General features: G+C 65.7%; 23 protein-coding genes. 12 read left to right on the top strand and 11 right to left on the bottom strand.

Translation table 11 applies throughout. The annotated features are described in order from the left end of the window. Positions 1-20: 20 nt before the first annotated feature. On the bottom strand, positions 21-512 hold the full coding sequence (locus DES52_RS14170) for an OmpH/Skp family outer membrane protein (RefSeq protein WP_110887479.1): 492 nt from the start codon (positions 510-512) through the stop codon (positions 21-23). A gap of 103 nt (positions 513-615) precedes the next feature. On the opposite strand from DES52_RS14170, the gene DES52_RS14165 reads away from it, so the two are divergent. Further along, a complete protein-coding gene (locus DES52_RS14165) occupies positions 616-1,242 on the top strand; it encodes a CBS domain-containing protein (protein ID WP_110887478.1) in 627 nt (208 codons plus the stop codon). Between the two features lie 18 nt (positions 1,243-1,260). Here the strand turns inward: DES52_RS14165 and DES52_RS14160 are convergent, their stop codons facing one another. Together DES52_RS14160 and trpS are read right to left on the bottom strand one after the other, a co-directional pair. Then, positions 1,261-2,061 (bottom strand): segregation and condensation protein A, encoded by an 801-nt coding sequence (locus DES52_RS14160; protein WP_211317932.1) that lies wholly within the window; start codon positions 2,059-2,061, stop codon positions 1,261-1,263. Beyond that, complete coding sequence (gene trpS / locus DES52_RS14155; RefSeq protein ID WP_110887477.1) at positions 2,058-3,083, bottom strand: tryptophan--tRNA ligase; 1,026 nt, start codon at positions 3,081-3,083, stop codon at positions 2,058-2,060. The genes DES52_RS14160 and trpS overlap by 4 nt, the downstream gene beginning before the upstream one ends. A 46-nt stretch (positions 3,084-3,129) precedes the next feature. Here trpS and DES52_RS14150 point away from each other — a divergent pair, with 46 nt between their 5' ends. Together DES52_RS14150 and DES52_RS14145 are read left to right on the top strand one after the other, a co-directional pair. Continuing rightward, positions 3,130-3,744 (top strand): HD domain-containing protein, encoded by a 615-nt coding sequence (locus tag DES52_RS14150; protein ID WP_110887476.1) that lies wholly within the window; start codon positions 3,130-3,132, stop codon positions 3,742-3,744. Between the two features lie 223 nt (positions 3,745-3,967). Then, on the top strand, positions 3,968-4,405 hold the full coding sequence (locus DES52_RS14145; protein ID WP_110887475.1) for a cobalamin B12-binding domain-containing protein: 438 nt from the start codon (positions 3,968-3,970) through the stop codon (positions 4,403-4,405). Between the two features lie 6 nt (positions 4,406-4,411). On the opposite strand, the gene DES52_RS14140 is transcribed toward DES52_RS14145, so the two are convergent. The 3 genes from DES52_RS14140 to buk form a co-directional block, all read right to left on the bottom strand. Further along, entirely contained in the window at positions 4,412-4,732 is a 321-nt protein-coding gene (locus DES52_RS14140; protein WP_425451128.1) for a hypothetical protein, read from the bottom strand. 56 nt (positions 4,733-4,788) lie between these two features. Then, complete coding sequence (locus DES52_RS14135) at positions 4,789-5,751, bottom strand: bifunctional enoyl-CoA hydratase/phosphate acetyltransferase (protein ID WP_110887576.1); 963 nt, start codon at positions 5,749-5,751, stop codon at positions 4,789-4,791. Positions 5,752-5,821: 70 nt separating this feature from the next. Next, positions 5,822-6,901: a butyrate kinase gene (buk, locus tag DES52_RS14130; protein ID WP_110887473.1), complete on the bottom strand. Its 1,080-nt coding sequence runs from the start codon at positions 6,899-6,901 to the stop codon at positions 5,822-5,824. A 136-nt stretch (positions 6,902-7,037) separates the two neighbouring features. Here buk and DES52_RS14125 point away from each other — a divergent pair, with 136 nt between their 5' ends. From DES52_RS14125 to DES52_RS14110, 4 genes are read left to right on the top strand one after another with little or no spacing between them, the layout of a single operon-like run. Continuing rightward, positions 7,038-8,309: a S1C family serine protease gene (locus DES52_RS14125; protein ID WP_110887575.1), complete on the top strand. Its 1,272-nt coding sequence runs from the start codon at positions 7,038-7,040 to the stop codon at positions 8,307-8,309. Then, positions 8,306-9,385 carry a tRNA nucleotidyltransferase/poly(A) polymerase family protein gene (locus DES52_RS14120; protein ID WP_110887472.1) on the top strand — a complete coding sequence of 360 codons (1,080 nt, stop codon included), beginning with the start codon at positions 8,306-8,308 and terminating at the stop codon, positions 9,383-9,385. Before DES52_RS14125 ends, DES52_RS14120 begins: the two co-directional genes overlap by 4 nt. A gap of 3 nt (positions 9,386-9,388) precedes the next feature. After that, complete coding sequence (locus DES52_RS14115; RefSeq protein ID WP_110887471.1) at positions 9,389-10,015, top strand: hypothetical protein; 627 nt, start codon at positions 9,389-9,391, stop codon at positions 10,013-10,015. A 57-nt stretch (positions 10,016-10,072) separates the two neighbouring features. Next, positions 10,073-10,696 (top strand): site-2 protease family protein, encoded by a 624-nt coding sequence (locus tag DES52_RS14110; RefSeq protein WP_110887470.1) that lies wholly within the window; start codon positions 10,073-10,075, stop codon positions 10,694-10,696. On the opposite strand, the gene DES52_RS14105 is transcribed toward DES52_RS14110, so the two are convergent. From DES52_RS14105 to DES52_RS14095, 3 genes are read right to left on the bottom strand one after another with little or no spacing between them, the layout of a single operon-like run. Beyond that, positions 10,683-11,993 (bottom strand): HAMP domain-containing sensor histidine kinase, encoded by a 1,311-nt coding sequence (locus DES52_RS14105; protein WP_110887469.1) that lies wholly within the window; start codon positions 11,991-11,993, stop codon positions 10,683-10,685. The genes DES52_RS14110 and DES52_RS14105 overlap by 14 nt on opposite strands. 11 nt (positions 11,994-12,004) lie before the next feature. Beyond that, positions 12,005-12,670 carry a response regulator transcription factor gene (locus DES52_RS14100; protein ID WP_110887468.1) on the bottom strand — a complete coding sequence of 222 codons (666 nt, stop codon included), beginning with the start codon at positions 12,668-12,670 and terminating at the stop codon, positions 12,005-12,007. 53 nt (positions 12,671-12,723) lie between these two features. After that, positions 12,724-13,800, bottom strand: a complete 1,077-nt coding sequence (locus tag DES52_RS14095) for a S1C family serine protease (protein WP_170131059.1) — start codon at positions 13,798-13,800, stop codon at positions 12,724-12,726. A gap of 241 nt (positions 13,801-14,041) precedes the next feature. Here DES52_RS14095 and DES52_RS14090 point away from each other — a divergent pair, with 241 nt between their 5' ends. After that, entirely contained in the window at positions 14,042-14,770 is a 729-nt protein-coding gene (locus DES52_RS14090) for a hypothetical protein (protein WP_110887466.1), read from the top strand. On the opposite strand, the gene DES52_RS14085 is transcribed toward DES52_RS14090, so the two are convergent. Further along, positions 14,767-15,174: a carboxymuconolactone decarboxylase family protein gene (locus DES52_RS14085; RefSeq protein WP_110887465.1), complete on the bottom strand. Its 408-nt coding sequence runs from the start codon at positions 15,172-15,174 to the stop codon at positions 14,767-14,769. The two genes, DES52_RS14090 and DES52_RS14085, sit on opposite strands and share 4 nt — an antisense overlap. Continuing rightward, the gene (locus tag DES52_RS14080; protein WP_110887464.1) at positions 15,174-16,595 is read right to left on the bottom strand and encodes a tetratricopeptide repeat protein; all 1,422 of its coding nucleotides are present in this window, start codon (positions 16,593-16,595) and stop codon (positions 15,174-15,176) included. The genes DES52_RS14085 and DES52_RS14080 overlap by 1 nt, the downstream gene beginning before the upstream one ends. A 245-nt stretch (positions 16,596-16,840) precedes the next feature. Between DES52_RS14080 and ftsH the strand changes: the two genes are divergently transcribed. From ftsH to DES52_RS14060, 4 genes are all read left to right on the top strand, one after another. Continuing rightward, a complete protein-coding gene (gene ftsH, locus DES52_RS14075; RefSeq protein ID WP_110887463.1) occupies positions 16,841-18,697 on the top strand; it encodes an ATP-dependent zinc metalloprotease FtsH in 1,857 nt (618 codons plus the stop codon). Positions 18,698-18,832: 135 nt separating this feature from the next. Next, entirely contained in the window at positions 18,833-19,657 is an 825-nt protein-coding gene (gene minD / locus DES52_RS14070) for a septum site-determining protein MinD (protein ID WP_110887462.1), read from the top strand. After that, complete coding sequence (minE, locus tag DES52_RS14065; RefSeq protein WP_110887461.1) at positions 19,657-19,911, top strand: cell division topological specificity factor MinE; 255 nt, start codon at positions 19,657-19,659, stop codon at positions 19,909-19,911. Before minD ends, minE begins: the two co-directional genes overlap by 1 nt. Before the next feature lie 45 nt (positions 19,912-19,956). Beyond that, complete coding sequence (locus DES52_RS14060; protein ID WP_245901008.1) at positions 19,957-21,027, top strand: FtsW/RodA/SpoVE family cell cycle protein; 1,071 nt, start codon at positions 19,957-19,959, stop codon at positions 21,025-21,027. Positions 21,028-21,054: the final 27 nt, after the last annotated feature.

Genomic DNA, 21,054 nt, shown 5'->3' with positions numbered 1-21,054 from the left:
GACTGAGCGAACGACTCGAATTACTTCTTGATCTGGTTAACGACCGCTTGCGTGAAGTCGGTCGTCTGCTCGTCGGCGTAAATCACGAGTTGGCTGCTCGCCGCGACCGCGCGGTTCATGACGACCGTGAAGCCCTGCGATTTCGCGGTGGCCGCGATCGCCTTGTTGACGTCTTCGTCGATGGGGGAGAGGCGCTTGTTGATGTCGTCCGTGAGCTGCTGCTGCGTGCTTTGGTACGTCTTGACGAGCGTGTCGAGCGTCTGACGCTCTTGCGCGGAGATGTTGGTTCCCTTCGCCTGAAGCGCGCGAATTTGGTCCTCGGTCGGCTTGAGCTTCGCGGCCGCGTCCGTTCGGGCTTTTTGGAAGGTGGCCCAGCCCGGGTGAGCGTTGTACACCGCTTCCACGTTGACGAAACCGATTTTTTGCGGCGCCGCGGTTTGGGCGTGCGGGGCGAGCGTCACGAGCGCGAGGCCCGTGGCGGCGGCGAGAGGCAGCAACTTGGCGACTTTCATGAGGGCGAGTTTAGCACGCACTTTTTGAGCATTGTGAACTTGATTTCAGAAGCTCGTCAGCTGCTGTGCGAGGGGGTCACCGGTCCTCGGCTAAGATGGCCGCATGCTCGTACGCGATTGGATGACCGCGAATCCTGTGACCGTCACGCCCGACACGGCGGTCCTCGACGCCCTCAAGATTCTCAAGGAGCGAGGGTTTCGCCGTCTGCCCGTGATGGAGGGCGGACGCTTGATCGGAATCGTCACGCGCAAGGACCTCAAGGACGCCATGCCGAGCAAGGCCACGACCCTCAGCGTGTGGGAGCTCAACTACTTGCTGTCCAAGCTCACCGTGTCGGAAGTCATGGCGAGGCCCGTCGTTACCGCCGTCGAAGGCGAGTACATGGAGGACGCGGCCCTGCGCATGCAAGAACACGACGTCGGCGGAATGCCGGTTCTCGACGACTTCGGACACGTCTCGGGCATCATCACCATCACCGATATCTTGCGCGCGTTCATCGAAATCATGGGTCTGAAGGAAGGCGGGCGCCGCCTCACCTTCGTCATGCCCGACGTGCCGGGCAGCCTCGCACGCGCCACGTCGGTCGTGCAGCCCAGCAACATCATCTCGCTCGCCACCGTCGGCCACAAGGACGGCCACCGCCGCTTCGTGATGCGCATCGTCGGGCAAGGCGTCGACACGGCACCGCAACGGGCGCGCGAAGCGGGAATCGACGTCCTCGAACAGTGATCGGCCGAATTCGCGACCTCAAGTCGAAGAAGTCGCGTCCGCCGCGCGCACGTCCGGCTCGTGGGCGTCGTCTCGCACGGAACGCGTCTCCACCTCGATCGGCCCGAACGGCGCTTCCTGCGTCACCTCGAACTCGCCGTCCTTGACGCCCTCCAAAAGCGCCGTGAAGTACGTCGTGCGCTCTGCCCAGTCGTGCACGGTGATGGCGCCGAAGACGAAGCGTCTCAAGCGCGTCGCGTACGCCCGAAGCGACACGAGGGCGTCGCGCAAGGTGGTGCGGTCGTGCGCGAGAAGCGGCACCGTCACGTCGCGAACCGCCGCGCGCGCCGCCTTCACGAGCTTCGCGAGCGTACCGGGCGGCGCCTTGCGTTCACGCCTCGGCAAGCCGAGGTCGAGCGGCCGCGCCGCCACCACACCCGCACGTTCCACGCGGCGTGCTTGCAGAAAGCTCACGAGGGCGTCGAGATCCGCCAAGGTTTCCACGCCGCTCGTCACGTCGTTCGAGAAATCCCCCTCGCCCTCGTCGTCGAAATCCTCAGGGGTCGGCGCGGGCGGCAGGAGCAGCTTCGCCTTCAAGGCGATCACACCTGCGAGAAGGGGCAACACCTCGCAAGCCGCGTCGGGCTGCGCCGCTCGCAGAGCTTCCACGCGGGCGAGGACGCGCCGCGTGAGGTCCAGCAACGGCACGTCCTCGGGCGGCACACGCCCGCTCCGCAAAGCGGACGCGAGTTCGAGCAGCGTGCCGCGAAACGCGGGCAACTCGACCCACGTCGCCTGCGGTACGTCGGCTCTAGGAAAGTCGGCTTGAAGGATCGTCACTTCGTCGAGGCGGTCGTCTCGGCGAGTCGACCGAGGCGGTAAAAGCCCACCTTATCGTTCACTTCGCTCATCGTGCGCTCGGCAATCGCGCGCGCCTCGTTCGCGCCGCGCTCCAACGCGCCTCGCACCGCGTCCGAGTCGCGCCGCAACGCCGACGCTCGGTCTTGGATCGGCACCAGGGTGCGCTCGACGCCCGGCATCAACATCTTCTTGCAGTCCACGCAACCGATGCCCGCCGTGCGGCAGCCCTCGTAGACCTTCACGATGGTCTCGTCGTCGCTGAACAGCTTGTGATAATCGCCGATGAGGCACTTGTCGGGATCGCCGGGATCCGACCGCCGAACGCGCGCCGGATCGGTCGGTGCGGGCCGCACCTTCTGCCAAATGCTCTCCATGTCTTCGAGCACGCCGATGGTGTTGCCCTTCGACTTGCTCATCTTGCCTTGCCCGTCGATGCCCGGCACGCGAAGCGCGTTTTTGGCGTGCACTGACTTCGGTTCGGGGAACGTCGCGCCGAAGGTGTTGTTGAAGCGCCGCGCGACTTCTCGGGTGAGCTCGATGTGCTGCTCTTGGTCCTCGCCGACGGGCACCGTGTCTGCCTTGTACAGCAAAATGTCCGCCGCTTGCAGCACCGGGTACATCAAGAGGCCCGCCGGGACGCTCTCGAGGGTGCTCGCCTTGTCCTTGTACTGCGTCATGCGCTCGAGTTCCCCGACCGGGGTGAGCGTCGTGAAGATCCAGCCCAGTTCCACGTGGTCACGCACGTGGCTTTGAACGAACAGGATCACGTTCTCGGGGTCGAGGCCCGCCGCCATGTTCACGAGCGTCGCCTCGTGCGTGCGTTGCGTGAGCAGGGCCGGGTCGTAAGCGGCGGGATTGGTCAAGGCGTGCAAATCCACGATGCAGTAGATGGCGTCCTTGCCGAACTGTTGTCCGAGTTTCACGTAATTTTGCACGGCACCGAAGTAATTGCCGATGTGGATGTCACCCGTCGGCTGAATGCCGGAGAACACACGCGTCATGGCAGGATTATAGCGACGTGGAGCGCGTTAAGCTGACAAGGTGCATATGACGGACGCGCGATCCCGCTGGATGGACGTCGAGTCACGACTCGGTCGCCAACCGGAATTGTTCGCCGAACTCGTGGCCCGCTACGCCGAACCGCACCGGGCGTACCACGATCTCTCTCATGTCCTCGATGTTCTGAACGCGCTCGACCGCTTGCCGTTGCAGGACCCGCTCGCCGTGACGCTCGCCGCGTGGTTTCACGACGCCGTGTACGATTCTCGTGCGAGCGACAACGAGGAACGAAGCGCGGACCTCGCCGTGGCGAACCTTTCAAAGTCGGGTTTAGCGTTCGAGCGCGTCGAAAAGGTCGCCGCCCTGATTCTGGCGACGAAGCGTCACGGCCCGACGCACGATCCTGACACGCGCGCCCTGCTCGACGCGGACCTCGCCATCTTGGGCAGTCCGAGCGAGCGTTACGACGTCTATGCCCGCGCCATTCGCCGAGAGTACGCCTGGGTTCCCGACGAGGAGTATCGTGCGGGACGCGGGCGAGTGCTCGAAGAATTTCTGGCTCGTGACCGCCTGTATCAAACGACGAGCCTGTTCGTTGTGTTGGAAGGTCCGGCCCGACACAACCTCGCACGCGAACTGGCTGTCCTGACGCGCATCGCATGACCGAGTCGTCCAACGCCCGCTTCACACGAAGCGACGGCGGGGACGACGCCGCGCCTGAAGCTTCGAGGCTTGCAAGTCGGACCGTATCGAACGTGGCGGCGAACCTCGCAGCCGACTTATGGAGGAGCTTCGGAGACCACGTGGCACGCGGGAACGTTCCACCGACCGAAACTTCACGTCGGTGACTTCACTAACGGTCGTTCGGCTTTACAATGACGTCGTCATGACAACTTCCCACTCACGTCCGATTCGCGTTCTCATCGCCAAGCCCGGCATGGACGGGCACGACCGGGGCGCCAAGGTCATCGCCCGCGCGTTACGCGACGCCGGGATGGAAGTCATCTACACGGGCTTGCGGCAAACGGCCGAGATGATCGTGAACGCCGCTTTGCAAGAAGACGTGGACGCCATCGGCCTCTCGGTCTTATCGGGAGCGCACATGCACTACTTTCGTGAAGTCAAGGCCCTCTTGCAAGAACGCGGCGCGCAGGACGTCATCCTTTTCGGCGGCGGCATCATTCCTGACCAGGACCTGCCGAAGTTGGAGGAACTCGGCGTCGGCAAGCTCTTCACGCCCGGGACGAACACCGACGATCCCGTGGAATGGCTGCGCGAAGTCGTTCCGCAGCGCTGGGCGAAGCTCGAAGCACAAGACCTCTGAAGAACGTCAGCGCATCCGGTCGCGCACCTCGTCGAGCGTTTCCTCGAAAGCTTCCAAAAACGCCTCCTCGAGGTGCAGATCGCGGATGAGGGCGTCCTGCTCGGTGCTGGCCTGCTGCTTGGCCCAGCGAATGCGCGCGCCCCACGCGCGGTACACGTTGCCTTTCCCGGCGATGAAGCGCGCGGCGTGCTCCACGGCTTCCTTCGGGTCCTTCGTGGGCGCGATGACGGAGAGGTTGCGCAGGCCGCCGTCGTCGTTCACGAGGCTGGCGACGACTTCGACGCGTCCACCTTTGTACGTCAAAAACACTTGATCGACCCGCCACATGCTCGTCGCTCTCAAAGGCGTGGCGGGTCGATGCTGGCGGCGCGCTCCCTTGGCCATCAGACGAACTGCAGCCGCTCCGCGAGGACGCACGCGAGCGCGACGGAGTAGAATTTCGCCTCCTCCGAGTCGGCGCGACTCGTGAGAACGATCGGTGCCTTCGCGCCCATGATGATGCCCGCCACGCGCGCCCTCGCGAAGTACACCAGGGTCTTGTAGAAGACGTTGCCGACGTCGATGTCGTCCACGACGAGGATGTCCGCCTTGCCTGCTACGGGCGAGTTGATCTTCTTGATGTGCGCGGCGTGCTCGCTCACGGCGTTGTCGAGTGCGAGCGGCCCGTCGATGAGGGCGCCTTTGATTTGGCCGCGGTCGCCCATCTTGGAGATGATCGCGTCATCGACGGCGGTGCTCATGTCGGGATTCACCACCTCCACGGCGGCGAGCATCGCCACCTTCGGCTGGTCGATGCCGACGGCGTGCGCGACCGTCACGGCGTTCTCGACGATTTGGATCTTCGCCTTGAGGTCGGGCTCGATGTTCATGGCACCGTCGGACATGAAAAAGAGTCGGCCGAAGTCCGCGCCGGGCACGTCGTAAGCGAGAACGTGCGAAAGGAGCCTGCCGGTGCGAAGCCCCCACTCTTTGTTGAGAACGGCGCGGAGCAGCACCGCCGTGTCCAACAGCCCCTTCATGAGGATGTCGGCCTCGCCGCTCGACACGGTCTTCACGGCCGCTTCGGCGGCGGCGTCGTTGTTCGCGGCGGGCCGCACGTCCACCTTGGAGAGGTCGAGCCCCACTTCCCGCGCGGCGGCGGCGATCTTGTCGGGGTCGCCGAAGAGGATAGGACGAATGAGACCTTCGATGCGGGCCTCGTGCACGGCGGACAGAACGTGCGGATCGGCGGCGGCGGCCACGGCGACACGTTTGGGGCCCCGCACGTTCGCGATGAGGCGCGCGAGGTCCACGACACCGCTGATGGATTTCAGCGGCTCGATGGTGCGAAAGTCGATGCTCGTCATCGAGGGCACTGTATCAAGGGTGTGAGGCGCCGTGGGTAGTTCGTCGCGGAGAACCGAGCAAAGCGTTCTTTCAGACGCGCTCGCGGGGCTTCCACTCGTGCGCGCTTTCGACGCCGAGCAGCACGCGTCCCGCACCTTCGGCGAGCGCTTCGAGTTCGAGCTCACCCGCGAAGACCATGACGGGCGCGATCCAGCCGACGTTCGCTTCGACGCGGTCCACGAGCGCTTCCCAGCGGGCCACGCCGCCCGTCATGACGATGGCGTCCGGTCGGCCTTGAATCGCGCTGTACGCGCCGATCGACTTGCTGACCGCGTGCACGAACGCTTCGATCGCGAGGCGAACGTCGGCATCGGTGCGCTCGCGCCGCTCCAACTCGCGCAAATCGGCCGTTCCCGTGAGGCCCTTCAGGCCGCTGTCCTGCGTGAGGCGCCGTTCCAAATCTTCACGGGGCGTGGAGTACACGAGGTCGAGCAAGCCACGCACGGGAATGGTCCCGGCGCGCTGAGGTGAAAACGGTCCCTCGTCGAGCAAGGCGCCCGTCGTGTCGATGGCCCGCCCGCCTTTGAAGGCCGTGACGCTCACGCCGCCTCCGAGATGCGCGACGACGATGCGCGCGTCTTGGAAGCGCTTGCCGACTTCGTGCGCCGCGCGCCGCGCGACCGCGCGGGCGTTGAGGGCGTGGAAGCGACTTTGCCGTTCGATTCCCGCCACGCCGCTCACGCGCGCCTCGGGCAGCAACTCGTCGACGGTGGGAGGGTCGACGATGAAGGCGGGCACACCGTGGTGGGACGCGAGCTCGAAGGCGAGGGCCGCGCCGAGATTGCTGGCGTGCTCGCCGAACGGCGAGGCGAGCGAAAAGGCGACGAGTTCCGACGTGACGCGGTACGTTCCGGCGGCGACGGGACCGACAAGTCCGCCGCGTCCCACGATCGCGCTCGGCGCGGGCCAATCGCGCGTCGCGCGAGCGACGAGCTCGCGGACACGAGGCAGCCGTTCCTCGAGGCTGCCACCGAGGTCGGGGTGGCTCACCTCGTGTTTTTCGAGGGTGACACGCAACTTGCCCGGCAAGTCGGGGGTTTCGCTGCCCTGAATGCGTGCGAGGGCGAGTTTGGTGCTCGTGGAGCCTGGATTGATCACGTACGCGATCATGACCGCAGCCTAGCATGCCGTCTTCTTGTCTCATTCTTCGCTTCGGCTACGGCAAGTTTAAAAGTAGTAAGAAGTATGAAGCGACTCTCATCCTGCCGCGCCTTCGTCTTTCATGTCGCTCGCGTGCAATGAATCCATGAAGCCAGGCCTGACCGTTCTCGCCGTCCTCGTCGCTCTCGGACTGGGCGCGACGATCTTTCGCGACTCCATTCCGCTCGGCAACGCTCAGTCTCCTTCGACGACCCAGAATCAGGAACGCGCCGCGCCCATCAACGAGGACCGCGCCCGCTTGGAGAACGAGCGCAACACCGTCGACATCGTCAAGCGCTTCGAACCGGGCCTCGTGTACATCGGAACCACGTCCGTCGCCGTCACCCAAGATCCCTTGTCTCAATACTTCGGCGGTGCGCCGCGTCAGCAAGTTCAGCAGGGTGCGGGGTCCGGCTTCTTCGTCAACGACAAGGGTGACATCCTCACGAACTATCACGTCGTCGGGGAGGCCTCCCAAATCGAGATTCGCCTGCTCAACGGCCAGCGAACGTATCCGGCGCGCGTGATCGGCACGGCGGCCGCCTACGACCTCGCGCTCATTCGGCCGCAGAACGTCCCGAGCAACCTCGTCAAGCCGATTCCGCTCGGTGACAGCAGCCAAGTGCAAGTCGGCCAGAAGGCCATCGCGATGGGCGCGCCCTTCAACTTCGACTTCACCGTCACCGAAGGCATCGTCTCGGCCGTCAATCGGCTCGTTCCCGTGGGCGTGCCCACGAGCGAGGACCCGACGGCCGTGCCGCAACGCGTCATTCAAACCGACGCGGCGATCAATCCCGGCAACTCGGGCGGTCCGCTGCTCGACTCGTCGGGTCGAGTGATCGGAATCAACTCGCAAATCATCTCGCCGTCGGGCGCCGTCACCGGTCAAGGGCAATTCGCGGGCATCGGCTTCGCGATTCCCATCAACGTCGCCAAGCGCCTGCTGCCGAGACTGCAGGCGGGGGAGACCATCCGCCGCCCTCTCATCGGGGTGCAGGCCGCCATCGTGGTGCAAGACCCGCAGACGGGCGAAGTCGACGCAGCGAACTTGTCCGATCTCAGCTCGGCGCTGCGCCGCCAGTACAACTTGCCCTCGTCGGGCTTCCTCGTCGGGCAGGTCACACCCGGCTCGCCCGCCGCCAAAGCGGGCTTGCGCGGCGGGACACGCGTCGTGAATCCGGCGCGCAACGTGCAGATGCGCCTCGGCGGAGACGTCATCGTGTCCGTCGACGGCACGCTCATCAACGCGCAGGAAGACTTGCAGTCCGCTCTCATCGCGCGCAATCCTGGTGACAAGGTGCGACTCGAAATCAAACGCGGCGGCCAGAACCAAACGATCACCGTGACCCTCACGCAGGAGTCGCAACGCCGCCAGTGACGTCTCGTGACGCCGTTCTCTCGCACCTGCAGCCCGACGACCGAGCCTTTCTCGCACAACTTGCCGACCTCGCGCGTCCCGCTCGCGTCGCCTTGGTCGGCGGCGCCGTGCGCGACGCGCTGCTCGGACGAACACCCCTCGACTTCGACGTCGTCGTGCAAGGCGCGAACGTCGAGCGCCTCGCCGAGGCGACGACGTTGAAATTCGTGTACCACCCGCGGTACGACAACGCGACGCTCACCTTGCCCGACGGACGACACCTCGATCTCATTCACGCGCGTCGAGAAGCGTACGAGCACCCCGGCGCGGCGCCCGACCCGAGTCCCGGCACCTTGCACGAAGACCTCGCTCGACGCGACTTCACGATCAACGCCATGGCCTTCGAGCTCGGGCGAGACAGCCTCCTCGATCCCTTCGGAGGCGCCGACGACCTTCACCGCAAGCTCCTTCGTCCGTTGCACGACGCCTCTTTCCGAGACGACGCCTCGCGCCTCGTGCGCGGCGCACGCCTCGCCGCCCGCCTGAACCTCGACTTGGCGCCCGAGGGATACGCGCAAGTTCCCGACGCCGTCCGCTTCGCCTCCGAGACGCCTCGCGTGAAGCTCGAACTGCCGCTCGTGTTCGAAGAGGATCGCCCGGGCCTCGTGCTGAGCGCGCTGCGGCGCTGGGAAGCGACCTCCCTCCTCGGACAGGACGCGACCGACGCCTTCTTGGAACTCGACGCCTCGTCCGTCGCCACGCCGATCGAATACGCCGCCGCGTGGCTCGCTCATCAGCCGATCGGCGCGGCCTCTGCTTGGGGCGTGGGCGAGCGGGCCTCGAAGCTCTTGCAGCGCGCCCGAAGCGACCGTCCGTACCCGGACGACGCTCCCGAGACGCGGCTGCGCCGCGCGCTGCACCTCCCGATTCCGCGCGGCGGACTCACGGGCGCGGACGTGCTGGCGCTCGGCGTGCCGCCCGGTCCGCTCGTCGGGGCGGTTCTCGCGCACGTAGCGCAGCTGCGGACCGCGGGTCTCGTGGCATCTCGAGACGACGAGCTACGAGCGGCCAACGCCTTCTTGCTGCGGCATACTTGACCCGTGCTCGGGCCGCTCACCCTCATCGCGCAGGACCCGCTCATCGCCCTCGTCCTCACGACCTTCTTCGTCGTCGGCCTCGTCTTGCACGGGATGACGCAGACGTACGCGCTCGCCCGTTTCGGCGACGCCACCGCGCTTCGAGAAGGGTACGGCGCCTTCAACGCGCGGCACCTCACCGTGCCGGGGATGCTGTGGTTTCTCGTGCTGGGGCTCGCCGTGCCGCGTCCCGTGCCCCTGACGAGCACGGCGCCGCGCGCCGCGCGAGCGTTGCTGCTCGGGCCGCTCGCGTTGCTCGCGTACGCGCTCGTGCTGCTCCTCGCGCGGCAGCTGCTCGCGGCAATCGCGCCCGCGTACGACGTCGTATCGCAAGGCATGCGGCTCGCCGCCGTGACGACCGTGCTGCACGCCGTGTACTTCCTCGTGCCCCTCGGCGACCTCGACGGAGCGCGCGTTCTGCGCGCCTTCGCGTGGCCGTGGGAAGAGCGTGTGCGCGCCCGCTTGCGACCCGTCGAAGGCGCCCTGCCGTACCTGCTGTGGCTCGCCTCGTGGTACTTCGGCGTGCTCGCCTTCGTCTTGTCGCCGATCTGGAACGCGCTGCAAATCGTCTTGAGCTGGCTGCCCTTCTGACGGGCACGGGCTTATCGATTACCTTGCGAAGCCCGCCGCGCTGAGTATCATGACCGCGTGCTCATCAGCTTGCTTCTCTCCGACCCCTTGGCGTTCTTCATCGTCGCCGCCTGCCTCGTGCTGTCGTTGACGTTGCACGAGTGGGGCCACGCGTACGCCGCCGACCGCCTCGGCGATTCCACGCCGCGCCGCTTCGGGCGCGTCTCGCTCAATCCCGCCGCTCACCTCGACCCGATCGGAACCCTACTCTTGCTCTTCGCCGGATTCGGCTTCGCGAAGCCTGTCCCGGTGAACGGAGCGCGGGTCGGTCGTTGGGGCATGCTGATCGTCGCCCTCGCGGGCCCCCTGATGAACATCGCCGTGGCGCTCGTATGCGTCTTGCTGCTGCTGTTGTTCGGATCGGCCATTCTGAGTTCGACCGTCCTGACGACGGCCGTGCTGACGGTGCTTTCGATCAACATCCTGCTCGCGGTCTTCAACTTGCTGCCGATTCCGCTGTTCGACGGAAGCCGCATTCTGGCCGCCCTCTTTCCGGGCACCCTCGGGCGAAGCCTCGCCGAGTTCGAAGCGCAGCCCTTCTCCTTCGTAATCGTCATGTTGATCGTGTTCATCGGAAGCAACCAGATCGGTCAACTCGTGCGGGCCGTCCAAAGCTTCGCCCTCGGTCTCATCGGGTACTGACGCTTTCGCGGCGCACGGTGGCGGTCGCGGTGAAGCCGTCCCCGTGCGCGCTTTGCAAGACCAAGGTGCCGCCGTGAAGTTCTGCCACGCGGCGCGCGAGCGCGAGGCCGAGTCCGCTGCCCTCGCCGCTTCTCGCGGCGTCGGGGCGGTAGAAGGCCTCCCCGAGCCGCGCGAGCACTCCCGATTCGACGCCTGGCCCGTCGTCGCGCACCGACAGCGTGACGGCGTCGCCTTCGGCGCGCACCACGACGTCGACGCTCGCGCCGAGAGCGTGCTTCAAGGCGTTCGACACGAGGTTCTCCACGAGTTGCTCCAACAGCACGGCGTCGCCGCGCACCGTCGCCGACTTCGGCGCGTCCAAGTTCACGTCCGTGTCGGGCGCGCGCTCCCTCGCTCGGTCCACCGCGTTCGCCGCGATCGCCGAGACGTCCACGTCCACGAAGCGCAAACTGCCGGGGTCGCGGGCGAGCAGCAGCAAATGGTTCGCGAGGCGTCCGAGCCGGGCGACGTCGGCGTCGACTTCGCGAAGCTCGCGCTCCAGGTAGGCGGCGTCGCGTGGACGGGCGAGCGTCGCGCCGATGCGGCTTCTCATCGCCGCGAGCGGGCCTCGCAAGTCGTGGGACGCCGCCCGCAGGAAGTCCGTTTCGCGTCTCCGCGTGGCGGCAACTGCCCGAAAGGCTTCTTGAAGGGCGAGGGCGAGCCGTCCCAATTCGTCGTGCTGAGACGCGCCGGGCATGGGCCCTTCCAAGTCCCCGCTCTCTCCGACGCGGCGCGCGGCGCGCTCGAGGACGCGAACGGGCCGAAGCAAGCGGCCCGAGACGAACCCGCCCGCCAAACCCGCCAGGAGGAGCGCGAGGGGCGCCGTGACGATCAGGGCGCGCCCGAAGGCATTTCTCGGTGCTTCCAACACGCGGGTGTTGGTCGTGACCGTCAGCGTCCCGACGTTGCCGAGGACTTCCACGTGCTGCACGAGGACGGGACGACCGTCGACGTCGTAGAGCCCGGTCGGCAAGTTCGCCTTGACGTTCGGAAAGGCGCTCGAACGCGCGACTTCCGCACCGAGCACTTCCAACCGCGCCTCGACGTCCCCCGTGAGGCCGCTCGTCCGCGTGAGGCGAACCTCTCCGCTGCGGAAATCTTGCTGCGCCTGCACGATGCGCGCGGCGGCCCCGAGGCGGTCGGCTTGCGCGTAGAACAAGAAGCGGTTCAAGGCCGCGAACAGCACGACGGCGACGAGGGCCACGGCGAGCGTCGCGGCGAGCGCCACGGTCAGGGCGAGGCGGAAGCGCAGCGTCACACGTTACTCTTTCACGATCCGCCGAGCTTGTAGCCGCGCCCGCGCTCCGAGTCGATCGCCTCGGGCGCGAGTTTGCGGCGCACGTAGCGCACGTACACGTCCACGATGCGCGCTTCGCCGTCGAAGTCGGGGCCCCACACGTGATCGAGAAGTTCCTCGCGGGAAAACCAGCGGCCCGCCGAGAGGGCCAGCGTCTCCAGCAGCGTGTACTCGCGGTTCGTGAGCGTGACGTCCTGCCCGTCCCAAATCACGTCTCGGCGCGTCGTGTCGATCTCGCCGCGTCCACCCGCGAAGGCCACGCGCACGCTTCGCGTTTCCGCGCCCCTTCGCGCGAGCGCCCGCAACGTCGCGAGCAGTTCGGGCACCGCGAAGGGCTTCGTGAGGTACGCGTCGCCGCCGAGGTCGAGGCCGCGCACGCGATCGTCGAGCGTGTCCCGCGCCGTCAAGAACAACAAGCCGCCGCGTTCGCCCGCTTCTCTCAAGCGCCGCGCCACCTCGAAGCCGTCGAGATCGGGCAGCATCACGTCGAGGATCACGAGCGGGTAGCGTCCGCCGAGCGCTTCCTCCAGTCCGTCACGACCCGATGTTCGCCACGTCACCTCGAAGCCCGCGTCGCGCAGCGCCACGAGGGTTGGCTGCGCGATGCGGGGATCGTCCTCGACGAAAAGCAGTCGCATGCTGGTCAGTGTAGTGAACGGTCCGGACGGCGTGCGTGCCCGACTCGCTGAAGTCAAACTTGCGTCTTCGCGCCGAGCGTCACGGTGAGCTTGACGCTCTTCGCGTCGCGCTGCACCGTCAGGACGACGCGGTCGCCGATCTTCTTCGTTCGCAAGTACCCGACGAGGGCGTCACCGTCGACGACACGTCGGCCGTCGACAGCGGTGATGACGTCCGCGCTCAGAATGCGCTGACGCGAGAAGCCGCGCTCGTCGAGCTCACGCGTCGTTCGCGGCGCTCGCACGCCCGCCTTCGCGGCGCCCGAACCTTCGGAAACGCCCGTGACGAGCACGCCGCCGGGTCGGCCCAAACCGAGGCTCGCGGCGGTCTCCTCGTCGAAATTCGTGATCGTCACGCCCAGCATCGGAGTGCCGCGCTTGACACCCGCTCGAATCTCGGTCAAAACCTTGCTGCTCTTCGTGACGGGCGAGATGTAGCTGGCGTAACCGTTTTGCGACACGCCCACGGCGGTGGACACGCCCACGACTTGCCCTGCCGCGTTCACGACAGGTCCGCCGCTGTCACCCGGGGCGAGCGGCATCGTCGTTTTGATCAAGGCGCTCGGGAAGCTCGCGCCGAGCGTCGCCGAGGTGTTCGTGACTTCGCCGGTGCGCGGCGCGTTGAAGTCGCCTCGCGAGTTGCCGACTGCCAGGACGGCCGCCCCGACGTTGGGACTGGCGTCGGCGAGCGCGAGAAATCCGTTCGCTTGACGCGTCGTGTTGACCTTCAGAACGGCGAGGTCTCGGTACTCGTCGAATCCGACGAGCGTCGCGTTCAAGCGCTGACCCGACGTCGTCGTGACCTTCAAAGGTCCGCCCGAAAGCGCGACGTGCGCGGCGGTGAGGACAAGGCCGTCCTTGGAGATGAAAAAGCCCGTGCCGAGCCCGTCGTCGTTCGTGACGCGCACGGTGGCCGTACGCGTGCGCTGATACACGGTTTGCAGCGATGAGGGTACGTCTGCGGGGCTGATGCCGGGCGCGAGGTGGAAGGCAGTAGTAGGCGTTCGTTGAGCGAGGGTGGTGCCCGCGACCACGCCGAGCGCGGCGAGCGAGGACAGTACGAGCAGTTTCGAAGAGCGTCGAGCCTTCATGCGAACCTCCGCGAGCATGAGAAGTCGTGAGAAGCGGGGAAGACGCCGGGACCGATCCCTTCGTCGTACGCAGGTTAGAGGCGTGCTGTTAAATCGCGGTTAACGGCCGCCGACCTTCAGCCTCTCTTTCGACACGCCGTTTCTAAATCTCCCGTCAGGTCGTTCTAGAAAAAGTGAGAAGGTGAGGCTTGTATTCCTATGGAGTCAAGCGCGGTCAAGCGCGGCATCAAGGAGATACAACATGAAAAAAGTCGTGATCAGCGCAATTCTTATGAGCTCCGCCCTCGCGGGCGCCCAGTCCGTCACCTTCGGCGTCTCGCCCGTCGAACCGTTCACCACCGACATTGGGGTGGCGGGCGGTTATTACGGAGGCGGCAGCGTGGAGTTGTCCGTCACGGGCCGCAACCTCGGCGGCTCCAGCATCGGTCTGCGCGGCACGGTGGCCCTCACGGGCGTGCAAGGCTTCAACCAAAGCGCCGTGGTCGGTTCGGCGGGTGGCGCCAACATCACGGCGGGCCAGCTCATCGGCGGCTCGCTCGGTGACGCGAGCGGCAATCCTCCGCAAACGTCGCGCAACATCACGGTCGGTCTCGACGCCCTCTTCCGCCTCGGATACGACGCGACGACCGGACTCGGCGCGAACGTGTACGTCGGCCCGCGTTACAACCTCTTCACGAACACCGTCTCGGGTCCGCTCGGAAGCTTGACGAGCACGTCCAACCAGTTAGGAATCGGCGGCGGCCTCCTGGCGAGCGTGCCCGTCTCCGGCAACGTCTACCTCACCGGTGACCTCGGCGTGGACCGCTTCTTCGACGCTCCCATCGTGCAAACGGGCCGCGACACCAATGGCGCCACGACCGGCACGACGACCTTCAATCCGGGCACGGCCGATTACGGCACCACGAACGGCTACATCAACCAGCCCGAAACGGTCTTCAAGGCCCGTGTCGGCCTCGCGATCCGCTTCTAAGACTCGTCTCGTTCGCCGCCCTCCGCTCGGGGGGCGGCGCGTTCTTTGCTCAGCACGTCCTTGAGTTGGGCGAACGCTCCGACGACCCTCGGGAAGCCCAGGAAGGGCGCGGCGAACAGCAGCGTCTCGCGCAGTTCGCGCTCGGTCGCCCCGACGCGCAAAGCGCCGCGCAAGTGCGTGCGAATCTCGTCAGGACTGCCGAGGGCGAGCAGCATGACGACCGCCAGCAACTCTTTCGTCTTGAAGTCCAGGCCGCCTCGCTCGAAGACCTCGCCGTACGCGAAGTCTTCGATGTAGCGCCCGAGGTCGGGATCCAAGGCTTCGAGGCGGGCGCGAATTCGAGCTTCGTGCTCGGCCCACACGAGGCTCGTCGCACGGTGGCTATGGTCGTTCGTGTCGCCCATCAGTTGAGCGTCCGCCGTCCGCCGCCTCGCAGCGCTTCCTCCGCGCGCGTCATGAGGTCCGTCAAGGTGCCGTACCACTCGTCGGTCGGGTCGGTGTGCTCCAAGGCTTGCGACGCGTGCGAGTAGATGCGCGCGGGATCTTGGAAGCCTTGCTGAGAGAGGATGTCGGCGGCCATGCTGTGCGCCGTCACCCAGTCGCGTGATATCGGCGCGGACTCGCGAATGACGCGCTCGTAGTGCTCGAGCGCCTCATCGAGGTGGTAGTAGTCGAGGGCAACCGACCCGAGCACGAGGCTCGCCGGAACGGTCGCACCTTGGCTGAGCGCGTACTGCGCGCTCGCTTCGGCTTCCGGCAGGCGCCCGAGGCGGTACTCGGCTTCGGCGAGGTCGGCGTACACTTCGGGCAAGAAGGGGTACTCGTCGAAGGCGAGGGCTTCTTGCAGGCGCTCGCGCGCCTCGACGGGCTTGTCTTGGTCGAGGTACGCCACGCCGAGTTCGTGCAAGGCGAACGCGCGGTCCTCGGGGCGCGCGAGCGTCAACGACTCCTCGAAGTGCGCGGTCGCCTCGTCGTGCCGTCCCAGCGCGCTCAGCACTTGTCCCCACACGAGTTCCACGCCGTGCGACGGATCGCCTTCGGCGCGTTCCATACGGCTGGCGGTCTCAATGGACTTCAACGCGTCCTCGGCGCGTCCGAGGCCGAGTTCGGCTTGGGCACGCAGGTAATGCCAGTTGGCGAGGTGAAGCGCCTCGTCGGGTTCGCGACCGTAGAAGGTGCGCGCCCGCTCCAGCACGACGAGGGCTTCCTCGTGCCGCTCGAGTTGCAACAGCACCGCCGCGCGCTCTTGCAGCATGATCGCGCGGTTGAGCCCTTTTGCTTGGTGCGCCGCCTCTGCGTACAAGCTTTGCGCTTCCTCGTGGTGGCCGAGCGCCTCCTCGGAGTCCGCTTGCCAAGAGCGCAGGCGCCAGCGCAGGTGAACGGGCAACTCGGTCGCGATCGGCGCGGCGTCGAGCGCTTCTTGCGGCTCGTCGCCAAGGGCGAGGGCGACCATTACGTGGTAGCGGGCGACTGGCTCGAGGTCGGGAAGAGGCACTTTGAGGTTGGGGTCTTGCGCTTCGCGGGCGAGAACCGCGCCGCGCGCGGGATCGGTACGCGCGGTGAGTTCGGCTTGCAGGGCGCGGTACAACTTGTCGTCTCGCAAGCTCGGGTCGAGCGTGACGGCGTCTCTGAGAGTCCGCCGAGCGTCCTCGGCGCCCGCGTCGCCATACAGGCTGTGCAGGGTCGCCGTGAGCAACGACAGGACCGCGCGTTCGGGGCGCTTCGCGACGCCGTACGCGGACTCCAGCGTCCAGTAGGCCGCGTCGAAGTCCTCGTGCTCCAGCGCGCTCAGGGTTTGTTGCCAAGTCGTCGAAAGCTCGATCATCTAGGCGCTCAGCATACCAAGGACAAACGGGCGGGCGACCGCTCGGATCGAGTCAGGACGTTTGTCCGCGAACGCCTCGCCTCGACACGTCAAAATGAACGTTCAAGACTGCTTCCACGGGCTTCGATTCCTGAAGCTTTTCCTGTGACACACACTACGCCGCTTCACCTTGAGTCTGGTACACTCAAGTATCGCGATTCCCGACGTGGGAATCCCACCCGACGCCGTCCATCGGAGGACCTACTTTGAGACGTTTCAACCCTTGGCTCATCTTGCTGCTCGTCCTCGGCTTGTACTTCGTGTTCGCGAGCAACCCCATTTCGAATCAACGCGAGGTCAGCTACACCAGCCTCGTCAACCTCGTTCGTGAAGGCCGCGTCGAAACCCTCGTTCAAACGGGCTCGACCGTCAACGTCACCTTGAAGTCGCCCACCGAGGTCACCACGGTGCGCGGCGGTACGCAAACCGTCGAGAACTTCATCGCGCGGATTCCCGACAATTCGGGGACGCCCGACACCTCCTTTCAGCAGCTTCTCATTCAGCAAGGCGTCGACACGCGCATCCAGGTGCCCAGCCCATGGGGCGGCATCCTGCTGAGCCTTCTGCCCGTCTTGCTGCTCGTCGGACTGTTCTACTTCGTGTTCATGCGGACGCAAGGCGGCCAAAGCGGCGTCATGCAGTTCGGCCAAAGCCGCGCGAAGAAGTACGGCAAGGAAAACCGCGTCTCCACCACGTTCGGTGACGTCGCAGGTCACGAGGAAGCGAAAAAGGAACTCATCGAGGTCGTCGACTTCCTCAAGAATCCGCAGAAGTACGTCGGCATCGGCGCGGAAATTCCCAAGGGCGTGCTTCTCGTGGGCCCTCCCGGCACCGGTAAGACCCTTCTCGCCCGCGCCGTGGCCGGGGAAGCGGACGTGCCCTTCTACACCGTCTCGGCGTCCGAATTCATGGAGATGTTCGTCGGGGTTGGCGCTTCGCGCGTTCGCACCCTCTTCGACGACGCTCGGAAGTCCTCGCCCAGCATCATCTTCATCGATGAAATCGACTCGATCGGTCGCAAGCGCGGCGCCGGCATCGGCGGCGGGCACGACGAGCGCGAGCAGACCCTCAACCAGATCCTCTCGGAAATGGACGGCTTCGACAAAGGCACGAGCGTCATCGTGATGGCGGCGACGAACCGTCCCGACATCCTCGATCCGGCCTTGCTGCGTCCCGGTCGCTTCGACCGTCAAGTCACCATCGACTTGCCGAACATGAAGGAGCGCGAGGCGATCCTCAAGGTCCACATGCGCAACAAGCCCCTCTCGGGCTCGGTGGACGTCGTGGAGCTTTCGAAGAGCACTCCGTACTTCTCGGGCGCGGACCTCAAGAACCTCGTGAACGAGGCGGCCCTCGAAGCCGCGCGCGTCAACAAGTCGCAAATCGACATGAACGACTTCTACCGCGCGCTCGACAAGATCACCCTCGGCCTCGAGAACGGAAGCCTCACCATCACGCCCGACGAGCGCAAGGCGATCGCTTACCACGAGGCGGGCCACGCCGTCACCGCCGCCGTCACGCCCGGCGCCGACAAGCTTCAGAAGGTCAGCATCATTCCGCGAGGCCGCGCCCTGGGCGCCGCGTTCTACCTGCCCGAAGAACAGGTGCTGATGAGCAAGGAGCGCCTGGAAAACCAACTCGTCGTCGCCCTCGGCGGACGCGCGGCCGAAGAGGTGTTCATCGGCAAGGTCACGACGGGCGCCGCCGACGACTTCAAGAAGAGCACGAACATGGCGCGCCGCATGGTCCTCGAGTGGGGCATGGGCGACACCTTCCAGCACCAAGCCCTCTCGACCGACTCCGGTCCGGTGTTCCTCGGCGAGGACATGGCGCGGCCCAAAGAGTTCAGCGAGCACACCGCCCGCCTCGTCGACGAGGACGTCAAGCGCATTCTCGACCGAGCGTACGCCCGCGCCAAGCAACTCGTGCAAGAGTACGCCTCGGCGATGCACGAAGTGGCCGAAGCCCTGCTCACGAGCGAACTCATCACGGGCGACGTCGTGCGAAGCGCGGTCGGCAAGGCGCGCGGCGAAGGTTCCCTGCAGCCCAACCCCGCCGACTGATCGAGTCGCCTCAACGTCAGCCGCCTCCCCTCGGGGGCGGCTTTATTTGCGCCACATAAATAATTGGTGAAGATCTCTGGGCATTCGTGGTATTTTGAGGCCAGCATCGCTAAACTGTCACGGATCGCTCGTGTCATGCGGGCACTTGAGGAGGATTGTTTGAACGCCAAAGTCATCGTCGTGACCTCCGGCAAAGGGGGCGTCGGGAAGACCACCACCACCGCCAACATCGGCGCGGGTCTCGCCAAGCTCGGGGAGAAGATCGCCGTCATCGACGTGGACGTGGGACTGCGCAACCTCGACGTCGTCATGGGGCTCGAGAGTCGCGTCGTCTTCGACCTCGTGGACGTCCTCGAAGGCAAGTGCCGCATGCGTCAGGCCCTCATTCGCGACAAGCGCGTCGAGAACCTTTACCTCCTGCCCGCCTCTCAAACGAAAGACAAAGACTCTCTGGACGCCGACAAGATGAAGCTCGTCGTACGCGAGCTCATCGAGCAGGAAGGCTTCGACCGCGTTCTGATCGACTCGCCCGCCGGCATCGAAAGCGGCTTTCGTACCGCGGCCGCGCCTGCCGAAGGAGCGCTCGTCGTCGTGAACCCCGAAGTCTCGTCGGTGCGTGACGCCGACCGCATCATCGGCCTTTTGGAAGCGCAGCAACTGCGTGAAATTCGCCTGATCATCAACCGCTTGCGGCCCAAGATGGTCGCGAGCGGCAACATGCTCAGCGAAGCGGACATCCTCGAGATCCTCGGTGTGAAGCCTATCGGCATCGTGCCGGAGGACGAAGGCATCCTCGTGTCCACCAACGTCGGCGAGCCCGCCGTGCTCGGCAATACTCGCGCGGGTCAGGCTTTCTTGGCGACCGCCCGTCGCATTCACGGCGAGGACGTCCCCTTCGAGAAGTACGAGGAGAACAAGGGCTTCTTCGCCACGCTGCGCCGCCTGTTCGGAGGTGCGTGATGTTCTGGGGCAGAAAACGCAGCAAGGAGACCCTCAAGGACCGCTTGGAACTCGTGCTCGCGTACGACCGCGCCCAAATTCCACCTGGCAAGGTAGACGCCCTGCGCCGTGACCTCATGGAGGTCGTGAAGCGTTACTTCCCCACGAACGGTTCGGACGTGGAAGTCGAGCAGCGCGGCGACATGGTCGTACTCGTCGCCAACATCTCGCTGCAAGACGACGTGCCCCAACGTGGCGGACGTCCCGCTCGCTGAGCCCTATGAAACGCCCGCTCACGATGGAGCGTTAACGTGAGGTCCGTGTCGAAGCTCGATTTCTCGCTGCCGATGCTCGTCGCCCTCTTGCTCTGCGCGGGCCTCCTCACCATCAGCTCCATCTCCTCGGCGCCCGCGCTCGACCACCAAAATCTCTTTCAGAAGCAACTGCTCGGGGTGGCGCTTTCACTCGTCCCGATCGGTTTGATGTGGTGGGCGGGCCGCGACCGCATCTTCGCCTTCGCGCCCTTCTTGTACTTTTTCGCGCTGTTGCTGCAAGCGTCCACCTTCGTGATCGGCAAGGATGTCAACGGGCAAACGAACTGGATCGATATCGGCTTCTTGCAGTTCCAACCGCTCGAAATCCTGAAGTTCGCGACCATTCTCTTTCTCGCGTCCGTCATGCGGGGCGGCTACCAAGGCTTCGCGTCGTACCTCGCGCCGCTCGCGCTCTTCCTGCCGGGCGTGGGCCTCGTCGTCACCGAGGACTTCGGCGGAGCGCTCGTGCTGTCCGTGATCTTCCTGGCGATTCTCTTCGCGTGGCGAGCGCCCATCTGGCACTTGGCGCTCGCGCTCGTCGCCGTCGCCGTGGTCTTCCCGACGGTGGTGTACCCGCATCTCAAGCCGTACCAGCAAGCGCGCCTCACGATCTTCCTCGATCCGTACAAAGACCCTCGGGGGCAAGGCTACCAAGTCATTCAAAGTACCATCGCCGTCGGCTCGGGCGGCTTCGAAGGCAAGGGCTACAAGCAAGGCACGCAGTCGCACAACGGCTTCGTGCCCGAGCCGCACAACGACTTCGTGTTCGCGTCCTTCGCCGAAGAGCAAGGCTTCGTGGGCTCGGTCGCGCTGCTCGTCGTGTTCGCCTTGCTGTTGTGGCGCCTCGCCGGCATGGCGACGGACGCCCCGAGGTTGCAAGACCAACTCGTGTTCGCCGGAGTGCTCGGCCAAATCGGCTTTCAAGTCATCGAGAACATCGGCGCGGCCCTTTCGATGCTGCCGCTCACCGGCATCACCCTTCCGCTCGTCAGCTATGGCTTGTCGAGCCTCGTGTCCGTCCTGTCGACGCTTGGCATGGCGTGGGTCATCTACCGCGACCGCTTTCAAGAAATCTGACGTCATGACATTCGGCCCTCACATGCC

It is taken from the genome of Deinococcus yavapaiensis KR-236, assembly GCF_003217515.1.
Taxonomy (GTDB): Bacteria; Deinococcota; Deinococci; order Deinococcales; family Deinococcaceae; genus Deinococcus_A; species Deinococcus_A yavapaiensis.
This window is presented reverse-complemented; position numbering and strand designations above follow the sequence as displayed.

Bases quoted from the DNA above. Each gene is read 5' to 3' on its own strand.
- DES52_RS14085 (WP_110887465.1), bottom strand. From the start codon at position 15,174: ATGGGCGACACGAACGACCATAGCCACCGTGCGACGAGCCTCGTGTGG.
- DES52_RS14145 (WP_110887475.1), top strand. From the start codon at position 3,968: ATGACAACTTCCCACTCACGTCCGATTCGCGTTCTCATCGCCAAGCCC.
- DES52_RS14135 (WP_110887576.1), bottom strand. From the start codon at position 5,751: ATGACGAGCATCGACTTTCGCACCATCGAGCCGCTGAAATCCATCAGC.
- trpS (WP_110887477.1), bottom strand. From the start codon at position 3,083: ATGACGCGTGTGTTCTCCGGCATTCAGCCGACGGGTGACATCCACATC.
- DES52_RS14140 (WP_425451128.1), bottom strand. From the start codon at position 4,732: ATGTGGCGGGTCGATCAAGTGTTTTTGACGTACAAAGGTGGACGCGTC.
- DES52_RS14170 (WP_110887479.1), bottom strand. From the start codon at position 512: ATGAAAGTCGCCAAGTTGCTGCCTCTCGCCGCCGCCACGGGCCTCGCG.
- DES52_RS14100 (WP_110887468.1), bottom strand. From the start codon at position 12,670: ATGCGACTGCTTTTCGTCGAGGACGATCCCCGCATCGCGCAGCCAACC.
- buk (WP_110887473.1), bottom strand. From the start codon at position 6,901: ATGATCGCGTACGTGATCAATCCAGGCTCCACGAGCACCAAACTCGCC.
- minE (WP_110887461.1), top strand. From the start codon at position 19,657: ATGTTCTGGGGCAGAAAACGCAGCAAGGAGACCCTCAAGGACCGCTTG.
- DES52_RS14165 (WP_110887478.1), top strand. From the start codon at position 616: ATGCTCGTACGCGATTGGATGACCGCGAATCCTGTGACCGTCACGCCC.
- DES52_RS14150 (WP_110887476.1), top strand. From the start codon at position 3,130: ATGACGGACGCGCGATCCCGCTGGATGGACGTCGAGTCACGACTCGGT.
- DES52_RS14125 (WP_110887575.1), top strand. From the start codon at position 7,038: ATGAAGCCAGGCCTGACCGTTCTCGCCGTCCTCGTCGCTCTCGGACTG.
- DES52_RS14080 (WP_110887464.1), bottom strand. From the start codon at position 16,595: ATGATCGAGCTTTCGACGACTTGGCAACAAACCCTGAGCGCGCTGGAG.
- DES52_RS14095 (WP_170131059.1), bottom strand. From the start codon at position 13,800: ATGAAGGCTCGACGCTCTTCGAAACTGCTCGTACTGTCCTCGCTCGCC.
- DES52_RS14090 (WP_110887466.1), top strand. From the start codon at position 14,042: ATGAAAAAAGTCGTGATCAGCGCAATTCTTATGAGCTCCGCCCTCGCG.
- minD (WP_110887462.1), top strand. From the start codon at position 18,833: ATGCGGGCACTTGAGGAGGATTGTTTGAACGCCAAAGTCATCGTCGTG.